This is a genomic window from Streptomyces sp. NPDC002324 (assembly GCF_053593335.1).
On sequence record NZ_JBSFCF010000012.1, the window covers coordinates 164,491 to 183,619 of the forward strand.

Annotated in this window: 14 protein-coding genes and 2 pseudogenes; 7 read left to right on the top strand and 9 right to left on the bottom strand. The window is 71.8% G+C overall.

Translation table 11 applies throughout. The features are described from left to right. Nucleotides 1–30 precede the first annotated feature (30 nt). Nucleotides 31–957: an SDR family oxidoreductase gene (locus tag ACWCRJ_RS18640; protein WP_450940282.1), complete on the bottom strand. Its 927-nt coding sequence runs from the start codon at nucleotides 955–957 to the stop codon at nucleotides 31–33. Beyond that, nucleotides 957–1,784 (bottom strand): SDR family oxidoreductase, encoded by an 828-nt coding sequence (locus ACWCRJ_RS18645; protein ID WP_450940283.1) that lies wholly within the window; start codon nucleotides 1,782–1,784, stop codon nucleotides 957–959. The genes ACWCRJ_RS18640 and ACWCRJ_RS18645 overlap by 1 nt, the downstream gene beginning before the upstream one ends. A gap of 66 nt (nucleotides 1,785–1,850) precedes the next feature. Here ACWCRJ_RS18645 and ACWCRJ_RS18650 point away from each other — a divergent pair. The 4 genes and pseudogenes from ACWCRJ_RS18650 to ACWCRJ_RS18665 all read left to right on the top strand — a co-directional run. Next, nucleotides 1,851–2,588 (top strand): annotated as a pseudogene (locus ACWCRJ_RS18650) (enoyl-CoA hydratase family protein); the annotation flags it as partial. Nucleotides 2,589–2,775: 187 nt separating this feature from the next. Further along, nucleotides 2,776–3,624 carry a CoA transferase subunit A gene (locus ACWCRJ_RS18655; protein WP_450940284.1) on the top strand — a complete coding sequence of 283 codons (849 nt, stop codon included), beginning with the start codon at nucleotides 2,776–2,778 and terminating at the stop codon, nucleotides 3,622–3,624. After that, a complete protein-coding gene (locus ACWCRJ_RS18660; RefSeq protein WP_450940285.1) occupies nucleotides 3,621–4,367 on the top strand; it encodes a CoA-transferase subunit beta in 747 nt (248 codons plus the stop codon). Before ACWCRJ_RS18655 ends, ACWCRJ_RS18660 begins: the two co-directional genes overlap by 4 nt. Continuing rightward, a complete protein-coding gene (locus ACWCRJ_RS18665) occupies nucleotides 4,367–5,428 on the top strand; it encodes an NAD(P)H-dependent flavin oxidoreductase (protein WP_450940286.1) in 1,062 nt (353 codons plus the stop codon). Before ACWCRJ_RS18660 ends, ACWCRJ_RS18665 begins: the two co-directional genes overlap by 1 nt. A 63-nt stretch (nucleotides 5,429–5,491) precedes the next feature. Here ACWCRJ_RS18665 and ACWCRJ_RS18670 read toward each other — a convergent pair whose 3' ends face one another. Genes ACWCRJ_RS18670 through ACWCRJ_RS18680 form a run of 3 tightly spaced genes read right to left on the bottom strand, consistent with a single transcriptional unit; the run spans nucleotide 5,492 to nucleotide 8,135 of the window. Next, the gene (locus ACWCRJ_RS18670; protein ID WP_450940287.1) at nucleotides 5,492–6,649 is read right to left on the bottom strand and encodes an acetyl-CoA C-acetyltransferase; all 1,158 of its coding nucleotides are present in this window, start codon (nucleotides 6,647–6,649) and stop codon (nucleotides 5,492–5,494) included. 41 nt (nucleotides 6,650–6,690) lie between these two features. After that, on the bottom strand, nucleotides 6,691–7,314 hold the full coding sequence (locus tag ACWCRJ_RS18675) for a TetR/AcrR family transcriptional regulator (protein WP_450940288.1): 624 nt from the start codon (nucleotides 7,312–7,314) through the stop codon (nucleotides 6,691–6,693). Between the two features lie 14 nt (nucleotides 7,315–7,328). Next, nucleotides 7,329–8,135: an SDR family oxidoreductase gene (locus tag ACWCRJ_RS18680; protein ID WP_450940289.1), complete on the bottom strand. Its 807-nt coding sequence runs from the start codon at nucleotides 8,133–8,135 to the stop codon at nucleotides 7,329–7,331. 130 nt (nucleotides 8,136–8,265) lie between these two features. Between ACWCRJ_RS18680 and ACWCRJ_RS18685 the strand changes: the two genes are divergently transcribed. Both ACWCRJ_RS18685 and ACWCRJ_RS18690 read left to right on the top strand, forming a co-directional pair. Continuing rightward, nucleotides 8,266–9,405 (top strand): acyl-CoA dehydrogenase family protein, encoded by a 1,140-nt coding sequence (locus ACWCRJ_RS18685; RefSeq protein ID WP_450940290.1) that lies wholly within the window; start codon nucleotides 8,266–8,268, stop codon nucleotides 9,403–9,405. Between the two features lie 31 nt (nucleotides 9,406–9,436). Continuing rightward, nucleotides 9,437–10,414: an acyl-CoA dehydrogenase family protein gene (locus ACWCRJ_RS18690; protein ID WP_450940291.1), complete on the top strand. Its 978-nt coding sequence runs from the start codon at nucleotides 9,437–9,439 to the stop codon at nucleotides 10,412–10,414. A gap of 15 nt (nucleotides 10,415–10,429) precedes the next feature. On the opposite strand, the pseudogene ACWCRJ_RS18695 reads toward ACWCRJ_RS18690, so the two are convergent. Next, a pseudogene (locus ACWCRJ_RS18695) lies at nucleotides 10,430–10,588 on the bottom strand (VWA domain-containing protein); the annotation flags it as partial. Nucleotides 10,589–10,741: 153 nt separating this feature from the next. Here ACWCRJ_RS18695 and ACWCRJ_RS18700 point away from each other — a divergent pair. Continuing rightward, nucleotides 10,742–11,671, top strand: a complete 930-nt coding sequence (locus tag ACWCRJ_RS18700) for a rhomboid family intramembrane serine protease (protein WP_450940292.1) — start codon at nucleotides 10,742–10,744, stop codon at nucleotides 11,669–11,671. Between the two features lie 186 nt (nucleotides 11,672–11,857). Here ACWCRJ_RS18700 and ACWCRJ_RS18705 read toward each other — a convergent pair whose 3' ends face one another. From ACWCRJ_RS18705 to ACWCRJ_RS18715, 3 genes are all read right to left on the bottom strand, one after another. Further along, nucleotides 11,858–13,318, bottom strand: coding sequence for a glutamate synthase subunit beta (locus ACWCRJ_RS18705; RefSeq protein WP_450940293.1), 1,461 nt, complete (start codon nucleotides 13,316–13,318; stop codon nucleotides 11,858–11,860). Beyond that, a complete protein-coding gene (gltB, locus tag ACWCRJ_RS18710; protein ID WP_450940294.1) occupies nucleotides 13,311–17,921 on the bottom strand; it encodes a glutamate synthase large subunit in 4,611 nt (1,536 codons plus the stop codon). Before gltB ends, ACWCRJ_RS18705 begins: the two co-directional genes overlap by 8 nt. Before the next feature lie 422 nt (nucleotides 17,922–18,343). Continuing rightward, the gene (locus ACWCRJ_RS18715; RefSeq protein WP_450940317.1) at nucleotides 18,344–19,072 is read right to left on the bottom strand and encodes a VIT1/CCC1 transporter family protein; all 729 of its coding nucleotides are present in this window, start codon (nucleotides 19,070–19,072) and stop codon (nucleotides 18,344–18,346) included. Nucleotides 19,073–19,129 lie beyond the last annotated feature (57 nt).

Consider the following 19,129-nt stretch of genomic DNA (forward strand, 5'->3'; position numbering starts at 1 on the left):
CGGTGCGCGCGCCAGGGGTGGGGCCCTGGATCAGCCGGTCCCGTACACCGGCCCGGGAGTCCGCGCCCGCGCCAGGAGCTTTCGTACGGTCTCCCCCGCCTCCCGCGGGGTCCAGCGGGCCTCCTTGTCCGTGGTGGGGCCCGGGTGCCAGCCCTCCATGACGGTGATGCGGCCGCCTTCCGTCTCGAAGACCCGGCCGGTGACGCCCTCGCTCGCGGCGGAACCGAGCCACACCACCAGCGGGGAGACGTTCTCCGGGGCCATGGCGTCGAAGGCGGTGCCGGGGGCGGGGGCGGCCATGGCTTCGGCGAAGGCGCCCTCGGTCATCCTGGTGCGGGCGGCGGGGGCGATGGCGTTGGCCTGGACGCCGTAGCGGGCGAGTTCGGCGGCGGCGACGAGGGTGAGGCCGACGATGCCGGCCTTCGCGGCGCTGTAGTTGCCCTGGCCGAGTGAGCCCAGCAGGCCCGCGCCGCTGCTGGTGTTGATGATCCTGGCGGTGGGTGTGCGGCCGGCTCTGGCCTCGGCGCGCCAGTGGGCGGCGGCGTGCTTCAGGGGGAGGAAGTGGCCCTTGAGGTGGACGCGGAGTACGGCGTCCCAGTCGTCCTCGTCGAGGTTGACGAGCATGCGGTCGCGCAGGAAGCCGGCGTTGTTGACGAGGGTGTCGAGGCGCCCGAAGGTGTCCAGGGCGGTACGGACGAGACCGGCGGCGCCGTCGGTGGTGGCGATGTCCCCGCCGTGCGCGACCGCCTCCCCTCCCTGCTCCCGGATCTCCGCGACGACCCGGGCGGCCGGGCTGTCGGGGTCCGGCGTGCCGTCGAGTCCGACCCCGAGGTCGTTGACGACCACCCGGGCGCCCTCGGCGGCGTACGCGAGCGCGTGCGCCCGCCCGAGCCCCCGTCCGGCGCCGGTCACGACCACGACGCGCTCTTCGCAGAGCCGGTGCGCGCTGTTGCTCATCACGGGTTTCCTCTCTCTGGGGCCTGGTCCTCTGGGTCCTGGTCCGCCGGGTCCTGAGCGGCTGTCGGGTGTCCCGGGTGGGCGGACGGTCGTCCCCGGTCGGCCGTCGACGCGTCCAGGAAGGCCGGGCGTTCGCCGCCGCCGTGGACGTGGAGGGAGGCTCCGGTGATGTAGGCGGCCGCGTCGGAGGCGAGGAAGACCGCCGCGTCGCCGATGTCGGAGGGGGCGGCGAGGCGGCCGAGCGGGACCGTGCCGGCCACGGTGGCGATGCCCTGCCCGTCGCCGTAGTGGAGGTGGGAGAGTTCCGTGCGGACCATGCCGAGGACGAGGGTGTTGACGCGTATCTCCGGGGCCCACTCCACCGCCATGGAGCGGGCCAGGTGTGCCAGGCCGGCCTTGGCCGCGCCGTAGGCCGCCGAGCCGGGCGAGGGGCGGTCGCCGCTCACGCTGCCGATCATGACGATGGTGCCGCGGGCCCGTCGGAGGTGTCCGTGGGCGGCGAGGGAGACGGTCAGCGGGGCGACGAGGTTGAGTTCGACGACGCGCGCGTGGCGGCGGGCGTCGGCCTCGGCGAGCGGTCGGTAGGGGGTGCCGCCGGCGTTGTTGACGAGGACGTCCACGCGGGGCAGCTCGGCGAAGAAGCGGTGCACCGCGTCGGGGTCCCGGACGTCCAGGGGCATGAACTCGGCTCCCTTGAGCGGCACTTCGGGCGGGCGTCGGGCGCAGGTCACGACCTCGGCGCCGGCTTCGGCGAAGGCTCGGGCGATGCCGGCGCCGACACCGCGCGTGCCTCCGGTGACGACCGCGAGCTTCCCGCTGAGCCGCATCCGCTGCTACCTTCCACTCAAGAGACGTACCTAACAAACGTTAGGTGGAAGGTAGCTGATGCGCCGATGAGTGTCTCCACCTCGTCCCCGGAAAAGGGGATTTCCGTCGTCACGGTCGACTACCCGCCGGTGAACGCGCTGCCGGTACGAGGCTGGTACGCACTGGCCGACGCCGTGCGCGGCGCGGGCCGCGATCCCGGGGTCCGGTGCGTGGTGCTGGCGGCGGAGGGGCGCGGGTTCAACGCCGGGGTCGACATCAAGGAGATCCAGGCAGCGGGCCCGGACGCGTTGATCGGCGCCAATCACGGCTGCGCGGAGGCCTTCGCCGCCGTGTACGAGTGCGAGGTGCCGGTGGTCGCGGCCGTGCAGGGCTTCTGCCTGGGTGGGGGAATCGGGCTGGTGGGCAACGCGGACGCGATCGTGGCCAGCGAGGACGCCACCTTCGGGCTGCCCGAGCTGGACCGGGGCGCGCTGGGCGCGGCGACGCATCTGGCCCGGCTGGTGCCCCGGCATCTGATGCGCGCGCTGTACTACACCTCGCGCACGGCGACGGCCGCCGAGCTTCGGGCGCACGGGTCTGTGTGGCGGGTCGTCCCCCGCCCCGAACTGCTCGCCGAAGCGATGGAGTTGGCGCGGGAGATCGCCGCGAAGGACGGCCGGCTGCTCCGGCTGGCCAAGGCCGCCATCAACGGCATCGACCCGGTCGACGTCCGCCGCAGCTACCGCTTCGAGCAGGGCTTCACCTTCGAGGCGAACCTCAGCGGGGTGGCCGACGAGGTCCGTGACACGTTCGGGAGGGCGGGAAGGGGCGGGAGCGACGGGAGGGGCGGGAGGGGCGCGGGTTGGAGAGCCGGGGCGGCGGGGGCGGCGGGGGCGGCCGAGAATGCCGGACCGGCAGGGGCGGCAGGGGCGGCAGGGGCGGCCGAGAATGCCGGGGCGGCCGGGGCGCGTGGGCAGGTCGTGGGGAGTGCGGACGCGGAGGAGGAGCCGGGTGAGTGACAAGACGATGACCGCCGACGAGGCCGTCTCGCGGCTGGCGAGCGGAATGACCCTCGGCATCGGCGGCTGGGGGTCGCGCCGCAAGCCGATGGCCCTGGTGAGAGCACTGCTCCGGTCCGAGATCACCGATCTCACGGTCGTCTCGTACGGCGGACCGGACGTCGGCATGCTCGCCGCCGCCGGACGTGTCCGGAAACTGGTCGCCGCCTTCGCCACCCTCGACTCCATCCCCCTCGAACCGCACTTCCGCGCGGCGCGCGAGCGGGGCGCGTTCGAGCTGATGGAGGTCGACGAGGCGATGTTCATGTGGGGGCTGCGGGCCGCCGCGCACCGGCTGCCCTTCCTGCCGGTGCGGGCGGGCATCGGCTCGGACGTGATGCGGGTCAACCCCGGTCTGAAGACGGTCACGTCGCCGTACGACGACGGGGAGACCTTCGCCGCCATGCCCGCGCTGCGCCTCGACGCCGCGTTCGTGCACGTCAACCGGGCCGACCGGCAGGGCAACGGCCAGTACCTGGGCCCGGACCCCTACTTCGACGACCTCTTCTGCGAGGCCGCCGACACGGCGTACGTCTCCTGCGAACGGATCGTGGACACGGCCGAGTTGACGAAGGACGCCCCACCCCAGTCGCTGCTGGTCGGCCGCCATGTGGTGACCGGCGTGATCGAGGCTCCGGGCGGCGCCCACTTCACGTCCTGCGCCCCCGACTACGGCCGGGACGAGGCCTTCCAGCAGGCGTACGCGAGCACACCGTGGGCGGACTTCGCCGAGCGGTTCCTGACAGGGGACGAGCCCGCCTACCGGTCGGCCGTGCGGGCGTGGCACCAGGAGGACTCATGAGCAGGGCAGCCGTCGACGGTGTCACCCGCGCCGAGTACTGCGTGATCGCCTGTGCCGAGGCCTGGCGCGGCGCCGGGGAGATCCTCGCCAGTCCCATGGGGCTCGTTCCGTCCCTGGGCGCGCGCCTGGCCAAGCGGACGTTCTCGCCGGATCTGCTGCTGACCGACGGTGAGGCGCTGCTCGTCGGACTCGACGGCTCCGTCGAGGGATGGCTGCCCTACCGGCGGCACCTGGCCCTGGTCACCGGCGGCCGCCGGCACGTGATGATGGGCGCGAGCCAGATCGACCGGTACGGCAATCAGAACATCTCGTGCGTGGGCGACTGGGCACAGCCGAGGCGGCAGCTCCTCGGGGTGCGGGGCGCGCCGGTCAACACCCTGAACAACCCGACCAGTTACTGGATCCCGAAACACTCCCGGCGGGTCTTCGTGGAGAAGGTCGACATGGTGTGCGGGGTCGGCTACGACCGCGTGGCCGAGCATCCGGCGGCCGCGCGCTACCACCACCTCCCGAGGGTCGTGTCCGACCTCGGAGTCTTCGACTTCGCGACCCCCGACCACGCGATGCGGCTGGTCTCGCTGCATCCGGGCGTCACGGTCGAGCAGGTCGAGGAGGCGACGGGCTTCGCGCTCGCCGTCCCGGACGAGGTGCCGTACACCCGTGCACCGACCGAGGCCGAGCTGAGGCTGATCCGTGAGGTGATCGACCCGGAGAACACGCGTGCGCGGGAGGTGAACGGCTGATGGAGACGCCTCTGACCAGGCTTGTCGGCGTCCGCCACCCGATCGTGCAGACCGGCATGGGCTGGGTGGCCGGCCCCCGTCTGGTCTCCGCGTCGGCGAACGCGGGAGCCCTCGGCATCCTGGCCTCGGCCACGATGACGCCCCCGCAACTCCGGTCCGCCGTACGGGAGGTGAAGTCCCGTACGGACGGCGCGCCCTTCGGGGTGAATCTGCGGGCCGACGCGGGGGACGCGCGGGAGCGGGTGCGGATCATCGTCGAGGAGGTCGTCCGCGTGGCGTCGTTCGCGCTCGCGCCGTCGAGGGAGCTGATCGCCGAGCTGAAGGACGCGGGTGTGGTCGTGATCCCGTCCGTCGGTGCCCGGCGGCACGCCGAGAAGGTGGCGGCGTGGGGCGCGGACGCCGTGGTCGTCCAGGGCGGCGAGGGCGGCGGGCACACCGGGGACGTGGCGACGACCGTACTGCTGCCGCAGGTCGTGGACGCCGTCGACATCCCCGTCGTCGCCGCCGGCGGCTTCCACGACGGGCGCGGGCTGGTGGCCGCGCTGGCGTTCGGGGCGGCCGGGGTGGCGATGGGCACCCGGTTCCTGCTCACCTCGGACTCGACCGTGCCCGAGGAGGTGAAGGCCCGCTATCTCGCCGCGACGGTCGGGGACGTCACCGTCACGCGGGCCGTGGACGGGCTGCCGCACCGCATGCTGCGCACGGAGTTCGTGAGCGCGCTGGAGGCGTCCGGCCGTACGCGCGCCCTGGTGCGCGCCGTGCGCCACGCAGCCGGGTTCCGGCGGCTCTCCGGGCTGACCTGGCGCCGTATGGTCCGCGACGGCCGCGCGCTGCGGCACGGCAAGGACCTCACCTGGAGTCAGGTCCTGCTCGCCGCCAACACGCCCATGCTGCTCAGGTCCGCGATGGTGGACGGACGTACGGACCTGGGGGTGATGGCGGCCGGGCAGGTCGCCGGGGTGATCGACGACCTGCCGTCGTGCGCGGAGCTGGTGGAACGGATCATGAAGGAGGCGGAGGGGGCGCTGACGTCCCTGGGGCGACTCGACGCCACGCGGTGACCGTCATGGCCATGCGGTGACCGTCATGGCCACGCGGTGACGATCACCGTCGTTCAGAGTTCGTCACAGCCGTTCGATGATCGTCACGTTCGCCTGCCCGCCTCCCTCGCACATCGTCTGGAGCCCGTACCGGCCGCCCGTGCGCTCCAGCTCGTGCAGGAGGGTCGTCATGAGCTTGGCGCCGGTCGCGCCCAGCGGGTGGCCGAGGGCGATCGCGCCGCCGTTGACGTTGACCCTCTCCGGGTCGGCGCCCGTCTCCTTCAGCCAGGCCAGGACGACCGGCGCGAAGGCCTCGTTGATCTCGACGAGGTCGATGGCGTCGAGGGTGAGGCCGGTCTTCTTCAGGGCGTAGGCGGTCGCCGGTATCGGCGCGGTGAGCATACGGATGGGGTCCTCGCCGCGTACGGAGAGGTGGTGCACGCGGGCGCGCGGGGTCAGCCCGTGCTCCCGTACGGCGCGCTCGGAGGCGAGGAGGAGCGCGGCGGCTCCGTCGGAGACCTGGGAGGAGCAGGCTGCGGTGACGGTGCCGCCGTCGATGACGGGTTTCAGGGCGGCCATCTTCTCCAGGGAGGTGTCACGGCGCGGTCCCTCGTCGACGGTGACGTCCCCGTACGGCACGGTCTCGCGCGCGAAGCGGCCCTCGTCGACGGCCCGCACCGCCCGCTGGTGGGAGCGCAGCGCGTACTCCTCCTGGTCGCGGCGGCCGATGCCCCACTTCGCGGCGATCATCTCGGCGCCCGCGAACTGGTTCACCGGCCGGTCCCCGTACCGTGCCCGCCATCCCTCGCTGCCCGCGAAGGGTCCGTCCGTGAGCCCTAGGGGGACGGCGGCCTGGCGGGAGGCGAAGGCGATGGGGATCATCGTCATGTTCTGGACGCCGCCCGCGACCACCAGGTCCTGGGTGCCGGAGAGCACGGCCTGGGCGGCGAAGTGGACGGCCTGCTGCGAGGATCCGCACTGCCGGTCGACGGTCGTGCCCGGTACCTCCTCGGGCAGCCCGGCCGCCAGCCAGCTCGTACGCGCGATGTCACCGGCCTGCGGTCCGACGGTGTCCAGGCAGCCGAAGACGACGTCCTCCACGGCGGCCGGGTCCACGCCCGCGCGCGCGACGAGCGCTTTGAGGGCGTGCGCGCCGAGGTCGGCCGGATGGACCCGGCCGAGCCCTCCCGCACGCCTCCCGACGGGCGTCCGGACCGCTTCGACGATGTAGGCCTCGGCCATGGCAACTCCCTTGTTGTCAAAGGTTGTTCACCGAATGTGCGTCAGGGCTCGGTGCGTACGGCGACCCCGTCCAGGACCATCGACAGGTACTGCCGGGCGATCTCCTCCGGGCTGTACTTTCCGCTGGGCTGGTACCAGGACGCGGCGACCCAGACCGTGTCGCGAACGAACCGGTAGGTGACCCTCGTGTCCAGGTCGGTCCGGAACTCATCGTGCGCGACCCCGTTCTCCAGCGCGGTCAGCCACACCTCCTCGAACCTGGTCCGCGACTGCTCCAGGAAGAGGAACCGCCGTTCCTGGGCGATCAGCTGCTTCGACTCGTTCTGGTAGATCCGGACGGCGTCACAGTGCCGCCCGATCGCCCGGAAGGACTCGGTGACCAGCGCTTCGAAGGTCTCGCGGGGGCCCGTGCCCGCGTCCAGGACGGCGTCGTACCGCTCCCAGAGTTCGTCGAGGAAGGTCCGCAGGATCTCCTCCAGCATCGCGTCCTTGGACTGGAAGTAGTAGTAGAGGCTTCCCGCGAGCATGCCCGCGTCGTCCGCGATCCGGCGCATGGTGGTGGCGTTGTACCCCTGGTCGGCGAAGACGCGGGCGGCCTTGTCGAGGAGTTCACGGCGGCGGGCGAGCGCGGCGGCGGGCGCCTGGGGGGTCTTCTTGGTCGGCACGCTGTTCGTTGTCCTTAGGGGTGCTGGTTGCTGACGGAGACGATCTCACCCGTCATGTAGGAGGAGTAGCCCGACGCGAGGAACACGATCACGTTGGCGACCTCCCAGGGTTCGGCGTACCGCCCGAACGCCTCCCGCGCGGTCAGGTCGGCCAGTAGCTCGGGGGTCGTGACCTTCACCAGGTGCGGGTGCATGGCGAGGCTCGGCGACACGGCGTTGACCCGGACCCCGTACGCGGCCGCCTCGACCGCCGCGCACCTGGTCAGCGCCATCACGCCCGCCTTCGCCGCAGCGTAGTGGGCCTGTCCGGCCTGTGCGCGCCAGCCGACGACGGAGGCGTTGTTGACGATCACGCCTCCACCGCCTCCCTCGCCCCCACCGCCCTCCCGCATCAGCCGCAGAGCGGCCCTGGTGCACCGGAACGTGCCGTTCAGCGTCACGTCCAGCACCTTGGACCACTGTTCGTCCGTCATGTCGGCGACATCCGAGGTGCCGCCGAGGCCCGCGTTGTTGACGACGATGTCCAGCCCACCGTGCAACCGGGCCCCCGCCTCGAACAGCGCCCGCACCTGATCGTCGTCGGTCACGTCGCACGGCACCGCGCGGACGGACTCCGCCCCGAACTCGGCGACCAGCTCGTTCCTGTACTGCTTGAGTCGGCGCGTGTGGGCGTCGCTGATCAGTACGCGTGCGCCCTCCTCCAGGAAGCGCCGTGCCGTCGCTCCGCCGATACCGGCGCCGGCGGCCGCGGTGATGACGGCGGTGCGGCCGGCGAGGAGGCCGTGGGCGGGAGGGTACGTCGGGGGGTCGACGTTGTTCATGGGGGCACGCTAACCTACCAAACACTTGTTAGGGAAGGAGCCTGACGTCTGTCAGGTACACCCACGCACCCACCGCTCAGCCCATCAGCGCCGACCCGTCAGCCGGCCGGCCAGGAAGGAAGGGCGCCCCATGGACCTGGTCCATCCCCCCGCCGACGAGGCCTTCCGCGCCGAGGCCCGCGCCTGGCTGCGCGCCCATGTCCCACCCGAGCCGCTGCCCTCCCTGGAGACGGCGGAGGGCTTCGCCGCCCACCGCGTCTGGGAGGCCGAACTGGCCGCCGACCGCTGGTCGGTGGTCGACTGGCCGGCCGCGTACGGCGGCCGTGACGCGGGCCTGCTGCGGAGGCTGGTCTTCGAGGAGGAGTACTACGCGGCGGGCGCCCCGGGCCGGGTGGGCCAGAACGGCATCAGCCTCCTCGCCCCGACCCTCTTCGACCACGGGACGCGGGAACAGCGGGCCCGCGTACTGCCCCCGATGGCCTCCGGCGAGGTGGTGTGGGCACAGGCCTGGTCGGAGCCCGAGGCCGGGTCGGACCTCGCCTCGCTCACCTCCAGGGCCGTGCGTACGGACGGGGGCTGGCTGCTGACCGGGCAGAAGACCTGGTCGTCGCGGGCCGCCTTCGCGGACCGGGCGTTCGGCCTGTTCCGCAGTGAGCGGGGCACCCCGAAACCCCACCAGGGCCTCACGTATCTGATGTTCGACCTGCGCGCACCGGGCGTGACGGTCCGCCCGATCGGCCGCCTGGACGGCAAGCCCGCCTTCGCCGAGCTCTTCCTCGACGACGTGTTCGTGCCGGACGAGGACGTCATCGGCGAGCCCGGCCGGGGCTGGCGCATCGCCATGTCCACCGCCGGCAACGAACGCGGTCTGACGCTCCGCCCCCCGGGCCGCTTCCTGGCCTCCGCGGACCGACTGCTCGACCTCTGGCAGGCCCGGGGAAGCCCGGCGGGCGCCCGCGACCAGGTGGCCGACGCGGTGATCGGCGCCCGCACCTACCAGCTGTTCACCTACGCGGCCGCCTCCCGCTTCCTGGAGGGCGCGCCGGTCGGCCCGGAGTCCAGCCTGAACAAGGTCTTCTGGTCCGAGCTGGACCTGGCGCTGCACGAGACGGCACTCGAACTGCTCGGCGAGGAGGGCGAGTCGGGGGACACCGACTGGTCCGAGGGCTATGTCTTCGCCCTGGCGGGCCCGATCTACGCCGGCACCAACGAGATCCAGCGCGACATCATCGCCGAACGCCTCCTCGGCCTGCCGAAGGGCCGCCGCTGATGCCTGATCCCCTCCTGAAGGGCCGCCGCTGATGCGCTTCCTCCTGGACACCGAGCAGCGGGCGTTCGCCAAGTCGCTGGACGCCATGCTGACGGCGGCGGACACCCCGTCGGTCGTACGGGCGTGGGGGCGGGGCGAGCACCGGGCGGGGCGGGCGCTGTGGTCCCGGGTCGCGGAGGCCGGTGTCTTCGCGCTGGCGGTGCCGGAGGCGTACGAGGGGGTCGGCCCCCTCCCCGTGGAACTGGCCGTCGCCTTCGTGGAGCTGGGGCGGCACGCGGTGCCGGGCCCTGTCGTGGAGACGGCCACGGCGGCGGTCCTCCTGGCCTCCCTGCCGGACCCGAACCCGGCGGAGCGCCTGCTCCCGGCGCTGCTGTCCGGCAAGGCGATGGCCACGGCGGCGCCGGCGCCGGGGTCGTACGCGCTGGACGGGGACGCGGCGACGACCCGCCTCTCGCTCGACCGGGACAGGGGCGAACTGCGCCTCTCCCCCGGCCACGGCCCCGTCCGCCCCTCCCTTGACCCGGCCCGCCGTCTGACCCCCCTCTCCCCTGGCGGCGAACTCCTGCCCACGACCCCGTCCTCCCTCACCCAGGCCCTCACCTGGGCCCGTCTGGCCGTGGCCGCGCAAGCCCTCGGCGTAGGACTCGCACTCCTGGACAGGACGGTGGCGTACGTCCGGCAGCGCACCCAGTTCGGCGTGCCCGTCGGATCGTTCCAGGCGGTGAAGCACCGGCTGGCGGACGCGAAGGTGGCCCTGGAGTTCGCGCGTCCACTGGTCTTCGGGGCGGCGGTCACCCTGGACCCGGCGGATGCGGCGGCGGCCAAGGTGACGGCGTGCGAGGCGGCGTACACGACCGCGCGCACGGCGCTGCAGCTGCACGGCGCGATCGGTTACACGGCGGAGTACGACCTGTCCCTCTGGCTGACCAAGGCGCGGGCGCTGCGGACGGCCTGGGGCACCCCGGCCGAGTGCCGCACCGCCGTGCTCAGCGCCGGTCGCCGCCGCTGATCTCCCGGGGTGCCCTCACGCGACGATGCCCTCGGCCCGAGCCGCCACCAGCCACTTCGGGAACTCCCCCACCAGCCGGTCGTACAACTCGCCGTCGGAGACGGCCCGCGGATCCGGGCCGGCATGGAAGAACCCGGCGTTGTCGACGACGCGCTTCCCCGGGACGGCCAGGTCGCGTACTTACGGCGGTCCTCCTGACCTCAGGGCTCGGCGGCAGCCCCGAGGTCAAGGCACTCCCCCTGTCCCCTCTGTCCTGATCGTTCGCTATTTTGTTCGCCGCCGTCCTCACCGGCTCGTCATCAGCCCCGCACCCCCAAGGAGCCGGCCGTGGAACCCGAGTCCCCGTCGTCGTCCGAGCCCGTCGTCACCACCTGCTACCGCCACCCGAAAGTGGAGTCGTACGTCCGCTGCACGCGCTGCGAACGGTTCATCTGTCCGGACTGCATGCGCGACGCGGCCGTGGGCCACCAGTGCCCGGAGTGTGTGAAGGAGGGCGCGAGAACGGTCCGGCAGGCCCGTACCGCCTTCGGCGGCCGGATCTCGGCCGTCCCGCTGGTGACGTACGTCCTGATCGGTCTGAACGTCATGGCCTACGCCGCCGAGCTGCTCCGCGAGCAGGTCGTGGACGACTTCGCGATGCTCGGCCGGGGTCTGCTCGGCCCGGACGGGCTCCACTACGTCTGGCAGAGCGCCTACCCCGCCGACTTCCACCTCGAAGGCGTGGCCGACGGCGAGTGGTACCGCCTCCTCACCGGTGCCTTCCTCCATCTCCCGCCCACCGAGGGCACGTTCGGCATCCTCCACATCGTGATGAACATGGTCACGCTGTGGAACGTCGGCAGGATCGTCGAGGCCCAGCTCGGCCGCGCCCGTTACCTCGCCCTCTATCTCCTCTCCGCCCTCGGCGGCTCCGTCCTCGTGCTCCTCCTGGCCCCCGACACCAGCACGGTCGGCGCCTCCGGCGCGATCTTCGGCGTGTGCACCGCGTACTACGTCCTGGCCCGCCGCCTGGGCGCCGACGCGGCCGGGCTCAACCGCTTCATGGCCGGTCTGCTGGTGTGGCTGATCATCTCGGCGGTCGTGACGTCCTGGCAGGGGCACCTCGGCGGCCTGCTGACCGGCGGTCTGATCGCCCTGGCGTTCGCCTACGCGCCCCGGGACCGGCGGCGGGTGCTGGTGCAGGCGGGGGCCTGTGCGGCGATGGCGGCGTTGTTGGTGGCGGCGGCGGTCCTCGGGGTCGCGGGGATGACGGCCTGACCGAGCGGCGTCCACCGGCGGCGGCTCCGCTCCCTCCGAGCCGAGCCGCCTCCCCTCCTCAGCCCCGCTCCCGCCGGTCCCCGCACATACGACAGCGCCTGCCCAGTCGTCCGGTCGGGGACTGGCGGGCAGGCGCCGTCTGTGTTCCGTACGCCGTTGTACGGGACGCGTAGGGAGGTCCGGGGATCAGACCATCAGCGAGCGGTCCGTCGGCCGGATCGGGGCCGGCAGTTCGCTCGCGCCCGTCAGGAAGCGGTCGCAGCCCCGGGCCGCGGAGCGGCCCTCGGCGATCGCCCAGACGATGAGGGACTGGCCGCGGCCCGCGTCACCGGCGACGAACACACCCGGCACGTTGGTCTGGAAGTCGGCGTCGCGGGCGATGTTGCCGCGCTCGTCGAGGTCCAGGCCGAACTGGTCCACGAGACCGTTCTCGCGGTCCGTGCCCGTGAAGCCCATCGCGAGCGTCACCAGCTGGGCGGGGATCTTGCGCTCCGTGCCCGGCTTCGGGGTCAGCCTGCCGTCGATGAACTCGACCTCGGCGAGGTGCAGCCACTGGACGTTGCCGTCCTCGTCGCCCTCGAAGTGGGTGGTGGAGACGGAGTAGACCCGCTCGCCGCCCTCCTCGTGCGCCGAGGTGACCTTGTAGAGCATGGGGAAGGTCGGCCACGGCTGGTTCGGGGCACGGTCCTCGCCCGGCTGCGGCATGATCTCCAGCTGCGTCACGGAGGCCGCGCCCTGCCGGTGGGCGGTGCCCACGCAGTCCGCGCCCGTGTCGCCGCCGCCGATGACCACGACATGCTTGCCCTCGGCCGTGATGGGGGGCGTCACGAAGTCGCCCTCCTGGACCTTGTTGGCCAGCGGCAGGTACTCCATGGCCTGGTGGATGCCGGCCAGTTCGCGGCCGGGGACCGGGAGGTCACGGGCGGTGGTGGCGCCGGCGGCGATGACGACGGCGTCGTACCGCTTCTTCAGGTCCGTGGCCTTGAGGTCGCGGCCGATCTCGATGCCCGTACGGAAGCGGGTGCCCTCCGCGCGCATCTGCTCGATGCGGCGGTTGATGTGCCGCTTCTCCATCTTGAACTCGGGGATGCCGTAGCGGAGCAGACCGCCGACGCGGTCCGCGCGCTCGTACACCGCGACCGTGTGACCGGCCCGCGTCAGCTGCTGGGCGGCGGCCAGACCCGCCGGGCCCGAGCCGATGACCGCGACGGTCTTGCCGGACAGGCGCTCCGGGGCCTGGGCCGCGACGTCGCCGCTGTCCCACGCCTTGTCGATGATGGAGACCTCGACGTTCTTGATGGTGACGGCCGGCTGGTTGATGCCGAGCACGCACGCCGACTCGCACGGGGCCGGGCACAGCCGCCCGGTGAACTCCGGGAAGTTGTTCGTGGCGTGCAGCCGCTCCGACGCCGCCGCCCAGTCCTCGCGGTAGGCGTAGTCGTTCCACTCGGGGATGAGGTTCCCGAGCGGACAGCCGTTGTGACAGAACGGGATGCCGCAGTCCATGCAGCGGGACGCCTGCTTCGAGATGATCGGGAGCAGCGAACCCGGGACGTAGACCTCGTTCCAGTCCTTCAGGCGTACGTCGACGGGGCGGGACTTGGCGACCTCGCGCCCGTGGTTCAGAAAGCCCTTCGGGTCAGCCATTGATCGCCGCCTCCATCATCTTCTCGGTGATCTCGGTCTCGGAGAGACCGGCCTGCTCGGCGGCGGCCTTGGCGGCGAGCACTGCCTTGTACGTGCTGGGGATGATCTTGCTGAAGCGCGCCACGGCGACGGGCCAGTCGGTGAGCAGCTTCTCGGCGACCGTGGAGCCGGTCTCCTCGGCGTGGCGGCGCACCACGTCGTGCAGCCACTGCTTGTCGGTGTCGTCGAGGGCCTCGACGGCGCCCAGGTTGCCGACGTTGACGTTGTCGCGGTCCAGGTCGATGACGTAGGCGATGCCGCCGGACATACCGGCCGCGAAGTTGCGGCCCGTCTCGCCGAGGACGACCGCGTGGCCGCCGGTCATGTACTCGCAGCCGTGGTCGCCCACGCCCTCGGACACCACCAGGGCGCCGGAGTTGCGGACACAGAACCGCTCACCCGTACGACCGCGGAGGAACAGCTCGCCGCCGGTCGCGCCGTAGGCGATGGTGTTGCCCGCGATCGTCGAGTACTCGGCGAGGTGGTCGGCGCCCCGGTCGGGACGGACGATCACCCGGCCGCCGGAGAGGCCCTTGCCGACGTAGTCGTTGGCGTCGCCCTCCAGGCGCAGCGTGACACCGCGCGGGAGGAAGGCGCCGAAGGACTGGCCCGCCGAGCCGGTGAAGGTGATGTCGATGGTGTCGTCGGGCAGACCCGCGCCGCCGAACTTCTTCGTCACCTCGTGGCCGAGCATGGTGCCGACCGTGCGGTTGATGTTGCGGACCTTGATCTGGGCGCGGACCGGCTGGGCGTCGGTGGCGTCCGAGGCGGCCAGCGCGTCGGCGGCGAGCTTGATCAGCTCGTTGTCGAGCGCCTTCTCCAGGCCGTGGTCCTGCTCGATCACCTGGTGACGGACGGCGCTCTCGGGCAGTGCGGGCACGTGGAACAGCGGCTCCAGGTCCAGGCCCTGTGCCTTCCAGTGGTCGACCGCGCGGGCCACGTCGAGCGTCTCGGCGTGACCGACCGCCTCCTCGATGGAACGGAAGCCCAGCTCGGCGAGGATCTCGCGGACCTCCTCGGCGATGAACTCGAAGAAGTTCACGACGTACTCGGCCTTGCCGGCGAACCGGTCGCGGAGCTCCGGGTTCTGCGTGGCGATGCCGACCGGGCAGGTGTCCAGGTGGCAGACGCGCATCATGACGCAGCCGGAGACGACCAGCGGCGCGGTCGCGAAGCCGAACTCCTCGGCGCCGAGGAGCGCGGCGATGACGACGTCACGGCCGGTCTTCAGCTGGCCGTCGGTCTGGACGACGATGCGGTCGCGCAGGCCGTTGAGCAGCAGGGTCTGCTGGGTCTCGGCGAGACCGAGCTCCCAGGGACCGCCCGCGTGCTTCAGCGAGGTCAGCGGGGAGGCGCCCGTGCCGCCGTCGTGGCCGGAGATGAGGACGACGTCCGCGTGCGCCTTGGAGACACCGGCGGCGACCGTGCCGACGCCGACCTCCGAGACCAGCTTCACGTGGATCCGCGCCCGCGGGTTCGCGTTCTTCAGGTCGTGGATCAGCTGGGCCAGGTCCTCGATGGAGTAGATGTCGTGGTGCGGCGGCGGGGAGATGAGGCCCACACCCGGCGTCGAGTGACGCGTCTTGGCGACCCACGGGTACACCTTGTGGCCGGGCAGCTGACCGCCCTCACCGGGCTTGGCGCCCTGGGCCATCTTGATCTGGATGTCGTCCGCGTTGACCAGGTACTCGGAGGTCACACCGAAGCGGCCGGAGGCGACCTGCTTGATCGACGAACGCCGCGCCGGGTCGTACAGACGGTCCGGGTCCTCGCCGCCCTCACCGGTGTTGGACTTGCCGCCCAGCTGGTTCATGGCGATGGCGAGGGTCTCGTGCGCCTCCTTGGAGATGGAGCCGTACGACATGGCGCCGGTCGAGAAACGCTTGACGATCTCGGAGACCGGCTCGACCTCGTCGACGGAGATCGGGGCGCGGCCCTCCGTCGCCTTGAAACCGAACAGGCCGCGCAGCGTCATCAGGCGCTCGGACTGCTCGTTCACGCGGTCCGTGTACTTCTTGAAGATGTCGTAGCGGCGCGTGCGCGTGGAGTGCTGGAGGCGGAAGACCGTCTCCGGGTCGAACAGGTGCGGCTCGCCCTCGCGGCGCCACTGGTACTCGCCGCCTATCTCCAGGGCGCGGTGGGCCGGCGCGATGCCGCTGGCCGGGTACGCCTTGGCGTGGCGGGCGGCGACCTCCTTGGCGATGACGTCGATGCCGACGCCGCCGATCTTGGTGGCCGTGCCGTTGAAGTACTTCTCGACGAAGTCGTCCGCGAGGCCGACGGCCTCGAAGACCTGGGCGCCCCGGTAGGAGGCGACGGTGGAGATGCCCATCTTCGACATGACCTTGAGGACGCCCTTGCCGAGGGCGTAGATCAGGTTGCGGATGGCCTGCTCGGCCTCGATGTCGGAGAGGAACGTTCCGGCGCGGACGAGATCCTCGACGGTCTCCATCGCCAGGTACGGGTTGACGGCCGCGGCGCCGAACCCGATGAGCAGGGCGACGTGGTGGACCTCGCGGACGTCACCGGCCTCGACGAGCAGGCCCACCTGGGTGCGCTGCTTGGTACGGATGAGGTGGTGGTGGACGGCCGCGGTGAGCAGCAGCGACGGGATCGGCGCGTGCTCGGCGTCGGAGTGGCGGTCGGACAGGACGATCAGCCGGGCGCCGTTGTCGATGGCGGCGTCGGCCTCGGCGCAGATCTCCTCGATGCGCGCGGCGAGGGAGTCGCCGCCGCCGGAGACCCGGTAGAGACCGGAGAGCGTGGCCGCCTTCATGCCGGGCATGTCGCCGTCGGCGTTGATGTGGATGAGCTTGGCCAGCTCGTCGTTGTCGATCACCGGGAAGGGCAGGGTGACGCTGCGGCACGACGCGGCGGTCGGCTCCAGGATGTTGCCCTCGGGGCCCAGCGACGAGCGCAGCGAGGTGACGAGCTCCTCGCGGATGGCGTCCAGCGGCGGGTTGGTGACCTGCGCGAACAGCTGGGTGAAGTAGTCGAAGAGCAGCCGCGGGCGCGAGGACAGCGCGGCGATCGGCGAGTCGGTGCCCATGGAGCCGAGCGGCTCGCCGCCGGTCTTGGCCATCGGCGCGAGGATGACGCGCAGCTCCTCCTCGGTGTACCCGAAGGTCTGCTGGCGGCGGGTGACCGAGGCGTGGGTGTGCACGATGTGCTCGCGCTCGGGCAGGTCGGAGAGCTCGATCTCGCCGGCCTCCAGCCACTCCGCGTACGGGTTCTCCGCGGCGAGCTGGGCCTTGATCTCGTCGTCCTCGATGATGCGGTGCTCGACGGTGTCGACGAGGAACATCCGGCCGGGCTGGAGGCGGCCCTTGCGGACGACCTTGGCGGGGTCGATGTCGAGGACGCCGACCTCGGAGCCGAGGACGACGAGGCCGTCGTCGGTGACCCAGTAGCGGCCGGGGCGCAGGCCGTTGCGGTCCAGGACCGCGCCGACCTGACGGCCGTCGGTGAAGGTGACACAGGCCGGGCCGTCCCAGGGCTCCATCATCGTGGAGTGGAACTGGTAGAAGGCGCGGCGGGCCGGCTCCATGGAGTCGTGGTTCTCCCACGCCTCCGGGATCATCATCAGTACGGAGTGCGGCAGGGAACGGCCACCGAGGTGGAGCAGTTCCAGGACCTCGTCGAAGGACGCCGAGTCCGAGGCGTCCGGCGTACAGATCGGGAAGATCCGGTCCAGCGTCTCCTGCGAACCGAAGAGGTTCGAGGCGAGCTGGGACTCGCGGGCGACCATCCAGTTGCGGTTGCCCTTGACCGTGTTGATCTCGCCGTTGTGCGCGACGAAGCGGTACGGGTGGGCGAGCGGCCACGACGGGAAGGTGTTCGTGGAGAACCGGGAGTGCACGAGCGCGATCGCGGAGGCGAAGCGGCGGTCGGACAGGTCCGGGAAGAAGGGCTCCAGCTGGCCGGTGGTCAGCATGCCCTTGTAGACGATGGTCCGCGCGGACAGCGACGGGAAGTAGACGTCGACCTCGCGCTCGGCGCGCTTGCGCAGCACGAAGCTCTTGCGGTCGAGGTCGATGCCCGTGGCGGGCGTGGCCGAGCCGTCGGTGACGAAGACCTGACGGAAGGAGGGCATCGTCGAGCGGGCGGTGGCGCCGAGCAGCTCGGGGGCGACGGGCACCTCGCGCCAGCCGAGGACGGTCAGGTTCTCCTCGGCCGCGATGGCCTCGATACGGGCCGCGGCGTCGTCGGCGCCGTGCTCGGGCAGGAAGGCGATACCGACGGCGTACGAGCCGGCCGCGGGCAGCTCGAAGCCGGCCACCTCGCGGAAGAAGGTGTCGGGGACCTGCGAAAGGATGCCGGCGCCGTCACCCGAATCGGGCTCCGAACCGGTCGCCCCTCGGTGCTCCAGGTTGCGAAGAACCGTGAGCGCCTGCTCGACCAGCGCATGGCTCGCCTCGCCGGTGAGGGTGGCCACGAAGCCGACGCCGCAGGCGTCGTGCTCGTTGCGGGGGTCGTACATACCCTGCGCGGCAGGGCGAGCATCCATGAAGGACCACTTCTGGCCATTCGTGGAGTGCTGGGACGGCTGGCGCGGCGTACGCATCGGCTCTCCCGTCGTCGTCATCTGGCTGGGGGCGCCTCCCAGGCCCTTGAGGCTCTGGGGGAGCGTGTGCCGAGGGACGACGTTGGCCCTCTGCGGAAAGTGCAAAATTTCGTGCAGGTTACATGATGGAGCGGTTCTCGGGAAGCGGATACTTCGTCCCAACATGCGGACGCCACGGGTGCGGAGGGGTGCGCCGCACGCGGTGGCGTGAACAGGCTTCGACAGGCGTGACCAGGGGGTCGACCGAACAGATCGATGTCGGCAGACCGGGGGGCGCAGAAGGCGTCGTCGCCACTGCTCTCAGTTGCTAGGCAGGCGTCATTGCCTGCGGCGCTTACGGCTCATGCCCAGCGGTTAAGCATTCGAAACCGCCTGGTAACGACTATCTATGCGGTCCCTCGCATACGTAGCCATCCGATCCATCATACGGCCGCTCCGATCAGGCTGCCCAGGGCGTACGTCACACCCGCCGCGGCGCCCCCGAGGGCGAGCTGGCGCAGGCCGCTGAACCACCAGGTCCTGGCCGTCACCCTGGCCACCACCGCCCCGCACCCGAAGAGTCCCAGGAGCGCCACCAGCACGGCGGGCCACAGCGCGCCCGCGCCGAGCAGATACGGCAGTACGGGCAGCAGGGCGCCCAGCGCGAAGGAGCCGAAGCTCGACACGGCGGCGACGGCGGGCGACGGGAGGTCGCCGGGGTCGATGCCCAGTTCCTCACGGGCGTGGATCTCCAGCGCCTGCTCGGGGTCGCGCGAGAGCTGGCGCGCGACCTCCCGGGCGAGTCCCGCCTCGACCCCACGGCTCTCGTAGAGCGCGGCCAGCTCCTGCTCCTCGCCCTTGGGGTGCTTGCGCAACTCCCGGCGCTCGACGTCGAGTTCGGCCTCGACGAGTTCCCGCTGGGAGGCCACGGAGGTGTATTCGCCGGCAGCCATGGAGAAGGCCCCGGCGGCGAGCCCCGCGAGCCCGGCGACGACGACCGCCTCCCGGCCGGCCGAACCGCCTGCGACACCGGTCATCAGGGCCAGGTTGGACACGAGCCCGTCCATCGCCCCGAACACGGCGGGCCGCAGCCAGCCGCCGTTCACGTCCCGATGGGTGTGGTTGTCACGGTGCGCCTCGTGCAGCGCGGCCTCGGTGTCGATGATCGCCACGGTCAAGCCCCTTTCCTCACGTCGAACGTACGCTCGGAAAATTGCTTCTGCCAGCAA